Here is an 8,578-nt window from a genome sequence, read left to right on the forward strand (position 1 = left end):
TCTTACCAACTTCCACTTGCACCGCCGCCACCGCCGCTGCCACCACCAAAACCACCAAAGCCACCGCCACCTCCTCCAAAGCCGCCTCCGCCGCCACCGAAACCCCCGCCGCCAAATCCTCCGGGGAAGAAAATGGGACCACCAAAGCCCCGATAACCTCGGCGCGACATATAGCCACCTCCGCCGCCGCCACCTCCCCGGCCACCGAACATGCCAAGGATAATGGACAGTACAATAATTGCAATGATGATCTTTCCTAAACTGATGCCGCCACTTCCCCTACCCCTGTTGGCATAACCAGCAGGTGCCTGGTACTCGCCGGCAGCAGCCCGAAAGATTTCAGTGGTTGCTTCATCAAAACCGCGATAGTAATTACCGCCTTTAAAATTAGGGACAATATCATTTTCGATAATCGTTTTAGCAATGATATCCGGCAACGATCCTTCCAGGCCATAGCCTGTTTGGATATTGATTTTGCGATCCTGGATAGCAGCAAGTATGACAAGACCATTGTCTTTTTCCTTGTTCCCAACACCCCATTGCCTTAAAATCTGCAAAGCCACTTCTTCAATGGCGTAATCACCCAGGGTATTTACGGTTACAATAGCAATCTGCGTAGAGGTACTATCATCGTAAGCCACCAGCTTTTGCTCCAGTGCAGCCTCCTGTTCGGGGGTGAGCACATTGGCAAAATCATTCACCAGCCTTGGCGGCACCGGCCGTTTGGGTACAACTTCGTTGATGCTTTGTGCCGGCACCAACAAGGAACAAAAAAGAAAAGCCAGTAAAAAGAAATACTTCATGCGCTTGTTACAAGTGGGATAAGCTTACCTGCCGAAAACAATTTCATCAGGTAATTCATTTTTGTCGGTATCACGGTCGTACGGAAAATGGAGGTATAAGGCTTCACCTATATCATTGATACACGCAACCATGCCATCCACCAGGTGTTCCTGGCCGAAAGCATGCAGCATTTTCCGGACTTCTGTTTCCCAGTATTGCTGCCCAACTTTCTGGTGGATGCCTTCATCACCAAAAACTGCTACCTGGTGATCGCGGACGGCTACATACAGCAGTGTTCCGTTGCGTTGTTCGGTTTCGTCCATACGCAACTGGAAGAACACTTCTGCAGCGCGGTCAATGGCGTCTACAAAACGGCAGCGCGATTCAACAAATATCCGGATCTCGCCACTGGTGCGCCGTTCCGCTTCGCGGATGGCCGCAACAATACGCTCCGATTCTTCAGCAGAAAAAAACTCCGGTTGTTTTTGCCAGGGAAATAAGCGCATGACTTATCGGGTTGTTGCGGTGTCGTTGAAGTTGACAGAAGGCTGGCGCTGGGGCTCACCGAAATCTACGCGGGGTGCATTTTCAGCTCCCGGATCGGCGGTAAAGCCCTGGCGGGGACGGAAACCAAAGATCCCGGCAAACATAGCAGTGGGGAAACGGCGCACCTGTGTATTGTAGGTTTGCACGGCATCGTTGAAATCGTTGCGCGAAACCTTGATGCGGTTTTCCGTTCCTTCCAGTTGGGCCTGCAAGTTGCGGAAGGCGTCGTTTGCACGCAGGTTGGGATATTGCTCCACGGTTACGAGCAGGCGGCTCAAAGAACCGGAAAGCTGCGATTGTGCCTGTTGAAAGCGCTCAATGTTTTCAGGTGTCAGGTCGTCGGCATTCAATTGCACTGAACTTGCCTTAGCGCGTGCACTGATTACATCATTGAGTGTTCCGCGCTCAAAGTTCGCTTCCCCTTTAACAGTATTTACAAGGTTGGGAATAAGATCGGCACGACGCTGGTAATCGCTTTGCACCTTGTTCCAGGCGTTTTTAACGGTTTCGTCCTGGCCAACCAGGCCATTGTAGCTGCCACAGCCCCAGAACAAAAACAGGGCAAGTACACCAACAATAATAAGGGTAGTAAGAGAACGTCCTTTCATGATTCGTTTGTTTGTTGCTTTTTAAAAATACTCCAAGCAATTGGGTGTACACAATTTTTATTCCATGAACAGACAATAGACAGTATTGGATAAGGAATCAAAGGATGCTGGCAGTTTGTCATCCTATTTATAAAAAAAGCTTTCTTCAAATTCGAACATGCATTTTATGGCAGCTTACTCCTTGCAAAGAATAGGATGCTGAATACCATGAGCACTTCCGTTTTTCCCATCAGTTTTTCAAAAATCCTGTCCAGTAAGGGTCAAAGAAAATGGCTACCCAAAAAAGGATAGCCATTAAAGAAATTATGAAAAGTACATTTATGCGTTTACCGCAGCAATACCGGGCAATTCTTTTCCTTCAAAGAACTCGAGCATGGCGCCACCGCCGGTAGATACATAGCTTACTTTATCGGCAAAGCCAAATTTGTTGACCGCGGCAACAGAGTCACCACCACCCACAAGTGAAAATGCACCTTTGCTGGTTGCGTCAACAATGGCTTCAGCAACTGTCTTGGTACCATGCTGAAATTTATCCATTTCAAATACACCCATGGGGCCGTTCCAAAGAATGGTTTTGGAGTTGCCAATAACTTTGGCAAACATGGCGCAAGCCAGTGCACCGATATCTAGTCCCATCCAGCCTTCTGGTATATTGTTGCTTAAAGCGGAAGAAACATCTGCATCAGCAGCAAACTTGTCAGCAATTATAGAATCAGAAGGCAGGTGGATGGAAACACCTTTTGCTTCTGCCTTTTTCAACAGCTCTCGTGCTGTATCCAGGCGATCATCTTCACAAAGCGAGTTGCCAATGTGGCCACCCATGGCTTTATAGAAGGTATAAGCCATACCCCCACCTATGATGATATCGGTAGCACGATCCAGCAGGTTTTCGATGATGAGGATTTTATCGGAAACCTTGGCGCCGCCAATGATAGCGGTAAAAGGTTTTTCTGAGGCATGCATTACCTTTTCCGCGCTGCTCACCTCGCCTTCCATCAGCAGGCCGAACATTTTGTTTTCGGGTGCGAAGTATTGCGCGATCACAGCTGTAGAAGCATGTGCGCGGTGCGCGGTACCAAAGGCATCATTCACGTATATATCACCGAGCCTGGAAAGCTTTTCAGCAAACTCGGGATTACCTTTTTCTTCTTCCTTGTAAAATCGGAGATTTTCCAGCAGCAGCACTTCGCCAGGCTGCAGGGCAGCTGCCTTTTGGATGGCTTCTTCACCAATACAATCGTTGGCAAACGCCACCTTGCGGCCACCAAGCAGTTGGCTCAGGTGTGCTACCAAGTGTTGCAGTGAATATTTATCTGTGGGACCTTCTTTCGGGCGCCCCAGGTGCGACATCAGGATAACGCTGCCGCCATCATTCAGAATCTTTTCGATGGTAGACACCGCAGCACGCATACGGGTATCATCGGTTACCGCAAACTGTGCGTCCAATGGCACGTTAAAATCTACGCGGATCAGGGCTTTCTTGCCTGCAAAGTTGGTCTGTTGAAATTTGCTCATACTAAATTATTTGCGACGGGGTGGAAGGTACAAACAATAAAAAAAGCCGGAGCTAGCTCCGGCTTTTTTTATTGTATACAATTATTTGTTGATCAGTCGTGCGAAATAGTCAACAGTACGCACCAGCTGAGAAACATAGCTCATTTCGTTGTCGTACCAGCTAACGGTTTTCACCAGTTGCTGCTCGCCTACGTTCAACACTTTGGTTTGGGTAGCGTCAAACAGCGAACCGAAACGGATTCCGATGATGTCGCCGCTTACGATTTCGTCTTCGGTATAACCAAAGCTTTCGTTGGCAGCAGCCTTCATGGCAGCGTTCAGTTCTTCTACCGAAGTTTTTTTACCCAGTACAACAGTCAACTCGGTGAGCGAACCAGTGAGGGTAGGCACACGCTGTGCGGTACCATCCAGTTTACCTTTCAGGCTGGGGAGTACCAGGCCAATGGCTTTTGCAGCACCGGTGCTGTTGGGAACGATGTTCTGTGCAGCGGCACGGGCACGACGCAGGTCACCTTTGGGGTGCGGAGCATCCTGGGTGTTCTGGTCGTTGGTATAAGCGTGTACGGTGGTCATCAGGCCGGCAACAATGCCAAACTGCTCTTCCAGTACCTGTGCCATGGGCGCCAGGCAGTTGGTGGTGCAGCTGGCGCAGGAGATAACGGTTTCAGAACCATCCAGCAGTTGGTGGTTTACGTTGAAAACGATGGTCTTCAGGTCGCCGGTGGCAGGTGCAGAAATAACCACTTTTTTAGCGCCGGCAGTGAGGTGGGCCTCAGCCTTGGCTTTATCGGTAAAGAAGCCGGTGCACTCCAGAACTACGTCCACATCGTGCTGGCCCCAGGGAATATCAGCGGGGTTTTTCTGAGCATAGATCTTGATCTCGTTGCCGTTCACCAGGATGGAGTTTTCAGTAGCCTTTACTTCTTGCTCGAAGCGGCCCTGGGCAGTATCATATTTCAGCAGGTGTGCCAGTACGGCAGGGCTGGTGAGGTCGTTGATGGCTACTACATCGATGCCTTCCATGTTGAAGATCTGGCGGTAAACCAGGCGGCCAATACGACCGAAACCATTGATCGCAACTTTAACAGTGCTCATGCTATAAGAATTTTTGTTTTGATGAATGCCGGGCGAAGGTACAATAATGCACCTAATTTGGAACAACCCCAATAAGAGGCGTTTTCAGCGGCATTTTCTTCAATTTTTGCTCCATCTTTTAAAAAATTCTATAATAGGCAGGAAAGTTTGCAATTCTTAAAACAGCCTGAACTATGGGCCGTTCTGCGCGCAGTTTTCAGCTCCTGCCAAGTTCTACCATACACATAATGGTATTGTCTTTGTTTTCTTAGCTTACCAAATTGTTCGCGTATGTTTCGTGCAGTGAAGACACCCTACCAGTTGGAAGTGCAGTTGAAGGGCGGTACCGTAAAGGTGAAATCCCTGAATAAAAACCAGGAAAGAGGATTGATAGAGCGCACCCTTGCCCGATGTGAGGAATTTATGGCACAGGTGTTTTTGCAGGAACATGCTAACCAGGATCGGCTCTCAAGACTGGTTACCCATTTCCGCAACCGGGGCTGGCAAATACAACAGGGTGCTGTATAAAACAACCTTCCTTTTACCGTTCAAACGCATTAACACCAGTTTGAACCTTGGCAACAAAAAGGAGTATAATTTTACAGGGTCGACATCAAGCAAGTGTACCAATCGCTAATGCCGGCAGTTGTAATGATGGATGCTACATTCCTCCAACACCTTTTTGACAAACAGAAACGCGTAGAAGCGGTACCCTCCAACCGGCAGATATCAGAATGGGCCGTTCAGGTAATTGCATTACTCTATCCTGAGAAAGCAGAAACCGGAACCCTCAGCCTGGCTGACCTGGAAAAACGATTCGCCGGGCTGCAGGAGGACCTGGTGCATATTCTGAACGGCACGCAGGCTTGTATGGATTGTGATAACCGGGACCGCAGCAAGGCATTTTTCCAAAACCTGCCTGGGTTGTACCAATTGCTCAATACCGATATTTCGGCTATCCTTGCCGGTGACCCTGCAGCTACCAACGAGTTTGAAATTGTGCGGGCCTACCCGGGTTTTGCGGCTATTTCATTTTACCGGGTGGCACATGCACTCCTTAAATTAGAAGTTCCCCTTTTACCCCGCATCCTCACCGAATATGCCCACTCCAAGACAGGTATTGACATCCACCCCGGTGCTTCAATAGACGAACATTTTTTTATAGACCATGGTACTGGTATCGTTATTGGAGAAACTACCCATATCGGAAAACATGTAAAGCTGTACCAGGGCGTGACATTGGGTGCGTTGAGCGTAAACAAAAACCTGGCGCATGTAAAACGGCATCCAACCGTGGAAGATCATGTGGTGATTTATTCGGGGGCCACCATACTGGGTGGCGAAACCGTAGTAGGCCACCACAGCGTTATAGGCGGAAACGTGTGGCTTACAGCCAGCGTACCGCCCGGCTCTCTTGTTTTTCACAATCCCGAAATAACCGTACTGGAAGGCAAAATATTGAACTAATGGCTGGCATTTTAGACCTGGTAGGCAACACCCCATTGGTGGAGCTGCAACAACTTAACCCCAATCCCAATGTGCGTATTTACGGCAAACTGGAAGGCAACAACCCCGGTGGCAGTGTAAAAGACCGGCCGGCACTCAACATGATCCGCAGTGCGCTGGAGCGGGGCGATATCAATACAGAAAGCCACCTTATTGAAGCCACTTCAGGTAATACCGGCATTGCCCTTGCCCTGATGGCGAAACTCTTCGGCATCGATATAGAACTGGTGATGCCGCAAAACAGTACCCGCGAAAGGGTGCTTACGATGGAAGCGTTTGGTGCTAAAGTAACCTTGCTGGAAAACATCGAGCGCTGCCGCGATTATGCAGAAGAGAAAGCTGCATCGGGCACCCACAAACTCCTCAACCAGTTTGCCAACCCCGATAACTATATGGCCCATTACAAAACAACCGGCCCAGAAATATGGCGGGACACCAATGAGCAGGTAACCCATTTTGTAAGTTCCATGGGTACAACAGGTACCATCATGGGTACTTCACGTTTTCTAAAAGAAAAAAACAGCGATATACAAATTGTAGGCTGCCAGCCAACAGAAGAATCATCTATCCCGGGTATCCGCCGCTGGCCTGTGGAGTACCTGCCCAAAATTTATGAGCCTTCAAGAGTGGACCGTGTAATGGACGTATCGCAACAGGAAGCCACTGAAATGACACGCAGGCTGGCCCGTGAGGAAGGCATTTTTGCCGGCATGAGCAGCGGCGGTGCAGCTGCAGCAGCCATCAGGCTGGCCCAGGAAATTGATACCGGTGTAATAGTTTTTATCTGCTGCGACCGCGGCGACCGTTACCTCAGCTCTGATCTTTTCGGGTAGCATTTTGCAAATAAGTTTATGGAAGCAGGCGTTTTACTCGTTGGTAAAGCGCCTTTGCTTTTGAAAAAACTTCCGGTTGCTATATGGCCGGAAGGAGCTTTCTTCCTGCATAGGTAAATAACTTAGCTTTATCTTTTAAGTCCGTTGATGGCTGATATGACCCTTACGCATTCCAAACCTACTTCCCGCCAAACATGGACCGAGGTCCTTTTTCTTTTTTGCGCCACCCTTTTCATCAGGCTACCTTTTTTCTTCCGCGACTATATTGATGTGGACGAAAGCACCTTTATACTGATGGGACAAAGTGTTGCCGATGGCAACCAGCCCTACCTACACCTTTGGGATCTTAAGCCCCCGCTCCTATTCTACTTCTTTGGAGGCATTGAATATCTTTTTCCCCGCTCCTTTATTGCCATTCGTTTTACGGCAGTACTGGTCATCTTTGTATCAGCCTTCTTCCTCCAACGCATCGCCATCCAGCACCGGCTCAGGAATCCATTTTTGATTGCATTGGGTTATGTTTTACTTAGCAGCCTTTTTGGAAGCCTGCAGGGATTTATGTCCGAACACCTCGCAGTGTTCTTCCTTCTGCCGGGTATTTACCTGTTGCACAAAGACCGGCCATGGGCCATGCTCCTGGCGGGTGTGTTTTTTAGCTGCAGCCTGATGAGCAAACTGAGTTACGGCTATGGACTTGCTTTGCTGATGGTGCTGATAGGTTTGTGGACCTGGCGCAAAAAAGGGTTCCTGGTTGCTTTGGGTCATTCTGTCTTGCTGGGCCTCGGTCTGATCATCCCCATTCTGTGTTTGGCTATCCCCTATTATGTGCAGGGGAAACTTCAGGTATTTACAGATTCGGTGTTCCTGGCGCCCCTGGCCTATGCCAAAGCACAACCGCTAAGCTTTGGCGACAAGCTCGCCAATACCTGGTGGATCAACCTGGTGGTCGCTTTGCTCAGCATGGCAGTTATCAAAACAGCGCGTAAAGAACAGCGTTACCACGCTGCTATTTTTCTTTGCCTTCTATTGGGTACCACCTATACCTTTTTTGCGAGCGGACTGGTAAACGGCCATTACCTGGTGATGATCTATCCCTTTGTATTGCTTTTGGTATTGGGCCTTATCATTAGAAAAGATTTCCGGTTGAAGAAGGCAGTACTCGTGCTTGCCGTATTGCTGGTAGCAGCCGAAAGCCATCTCGAATATTACCGGATTGCCAAAAACTATCTTGCTACAGGCAGTCCTTATTACCGCACCAGTTTTAAAGCCGTTGCAGCATTGAGGAGCCGCAACCTTGCGGATGAGAAAATATTCTTTACCCATTACCATATCGGTTACTGGCTGCTCAATCAATACCCGCTCACCAGGAGCACTACCCATCCTTCCAATATCAACAGGCCTTACCTTTTTCCATTTTATGGCGCCCAAACAACCGTACTGGCAGAATTGCGTTACCTGATGGACACAATCAGGCCCGATGTGCTGGTGAGCAAGGAAGTTACCGGGGTAAGTTTTATGGAAACAGGTGCGGAAAGAGAATATTTCCGGAAGGTTGTGGCAACCGATTACCGGCAGGTATACCAGAATACAGAAGAAAGACTTTTCATCTGGCAACGGAAATGAAAAAAGCCTGCAATATGCAGGCTTTTTTTGTACCGCGTACGGGATTCGAACCCGTATCGCCTCCGTGAAAGGGAGGTGTCCTAGCCCTTA

General features: G+C 48.9%; 9 protein-coding genes. 4 read left to right on the forward strand and 5 right to left on the reverse strand.

Going from position 1 to position 8,578, the window contains the following annotated elements; translation table 11 throughout:
- Positions 1 to 2: 2 nt before the first annotated feature.
- The 5 genes from BUE76_RS16020 to gap all read right to left on the reverse strand — a co-directional run bounded on the left by BUE76_RS16020 (position 3) and on the right by gap (position 4,547).
- Entirely contained in the window at positions 3 to 803 is an 801-nt protein-coding gene (locus BUE76_RS16020) for a TPM domain-containing protein (RefSeq protein ID WP_073042688.1), read from the reverse strand.
- A 24-nt stretch (positions 804 to 827) separates the two neighbouring features.
- Entirely contained in the window at positions 828 to 1,289 is a 462-nt protein-coding gene (locus BUE76_RS16025; RefSeq protein WP_073042689.1) for a TPM domain-containing protein, read from the reverse strand.
- Positions 1,290 to 1,292: 3 nt separating this feature from the next.
- Positions 1,293 to 1,937, reverse strand: a complete 645-nt coding sequence (locus BUE76_RS16030; RefSeq protein WP_073042691.1) for a LemA family protein — start codon at positions 1,935 to 1,937, stop codon at positions 1,293 to 1,295.
- Positions 1,938 to 2,255: 318 nt separating this feature from the next.
- Positions 2,256 to 3,452 (reverse strand): phosphoglycerate kinase, encoded by a 1,197-nt coding sequence (locus BUE76_RS16035; RefSeq protein ID WP_073042693.1) that lies wholly within the window; start codon positions 3,450 to 3,452, stop codon positions 2,256 to 2,258.
- A gap of 81 nt (positions 3,453 to 3,533) precedes the next feature.
- A complete protein-coding gene (gene gap, locus BUE76_RS16040) occupies positions 3,534 to 4,547 on the reverse strand; it encodes a type I glyceraldehyde-3-phosphate dehydrogenase (protein ID WP_073042695.1) in 1,014 nt (337 codons plus the stop codon).
- A gap of 270 nt (positions 4,548 to 4,817) precedes the next feature.
- Between gap and BUE76_RS16045 the strand changes: the two genes are divergently transcribed.
- The 4 genes from BUE76_RS16045 to BUE76_RS16060 all read left to right on the forward strand — a co-directional run bounded on the left by BUE76_RS16045 (position 4,818) and on the right by BUE76_RS16060 (position 8,488).
- Positions 4,818 to 5,054: a hypothetical protein gene (locus tag BUE76_RS16045; protein WP_073042697.1), complete on the forward strand. Its 237-nt coding sequence runs from the start codon at positions 4,818 to 4,820 to the stop codon at positions 5,052 to 5,054.
- Positions 5,055 to 5,162: 108 nt separating this feature from the next.
- Entirely contained in the window at positions 5,163 to 5,993 is an 831-nt protein-coding gene (gene epsC, locus BUE76_RS16050; protein ID WP_073042699.1) for a serine O-acetyltransferase EpsC, read from the forward strand.
- Positions 5,993 to 6,865 carry a cysteine synthase CysM gene (cysM, locus tag BUE76_RS16055; protein WP_073042701.1) on the forward strand — a complete coding sequence of 291 codons (873 nt, stop codon included), beginning with the start codon at positions 5,993 to 5,995 and terminating at the stop codon, positions 6,863 to 6,865. Before epsC ends, cysM begins: the two co-directional genes overlap by 1 nt.
- 156 nt (positions 6,866 to 7,021) lie before the next feature.
- The gene (locus tag BUE76_RS16060; protein WP_143157287.1) at positions 7,022 to 8,488 is read left to right on the forward strand and encodes an ArnT family glycosyltransferase; all 1,467 of its coding nucleotides are present in this window, start codon (positions 7,022 to 7,024) and stop codon (positions 8,486 to 8,488) included.
- Positions 8,489 to 8,578: the final 90 nt, after the last annotated feature.

This window comes from Cnuella takakiae (assembly GCF_001953305.1).
Taxonomy (GTDB): Bacteria; Bacteroidota; Bacteroidia; order Chitinophagales; family Chitinophagaceae; genus Flavisolibacter; species Flavisolibacter takakiae.